The organism is Flavobacterium plantiphilum, from assembly GCF_046000495.1.
Classification (GTDB): domain Bacteria; phylum Bacteroidota; class Bacteroidia; order Flavobacteriales; family Flavobacteriaceae; genus Flavobacterium; species Flavobacterium plantiphilum.
Map to the genome: position 1 here is coordinate 1 of NZ_JBELQA010000022.1, position 552 is coordinate 552.

Annotated in this window: 2 tRNA genes; both read right to left on the reverse strand. The window is 36.2% G+C overall.

From position 1 onward, the window contains the following. Window positions 1–253: 253 nt before the first annotated feature. Window positions 254–327, reverse strand: a tRNA-Ala gene (locus tag ABS764_RS16230). 149 nt (window positions 328–476) lie between these two features. Next, window positions 477–550: transfer RNA gene (locus ABS764_RS16235), tRNA-Ile, on the reverse strand. Window positions 551–552 lie beyond the last annotated feature (2 nt).

Genomic DNA, 552 nt, shown 5'->3' on the forward strand with positions numbered 1-552 from the left:
TTCGCAGCTTATCACGCCTTTCATCGCCTCTGAGAGCCTAGGCATCCCCCATACGCCCTTATTTTGCTTATTGTACTAGCTTTAAGCTTTCAGCAATTAGCTGACAGCTATAAAACTGTGTTCTTTCTACTTTTTGTATTTTCTTATCTCAATATGTCAATGAACTTTTTCTTTTTTAGAATAAAGAACATAGATAATAGAGAATAGACTTAGTCTATATTCTTTTTTCTATATTCTATCTTCTTTAAGATAGTGGAGAATAACGGAGTCGAACCGTTGACCTCCTGCGTGCAAGGCAGGCGCTCTAGCCAGCTGAGCTAATCCCCCAATTTTTAGTTGTCAGTTAACAGTTTTCAGTTAACAGTACTTAAAACGGTTACTCAACCTCTAAAATTTCCTTTATTTAAGCTTTTTACAGTTCTTTTTAATCTTTTAATTTTAAAATCTTTCAATCTTTAAATTTTTAGCTTAAAAAGTAGTCCCGGGCAGACTCGAACTGCCGACCCCTACATTATCAGTGTAGTACTCTAACCAGCTGAGCTACGAGACTCT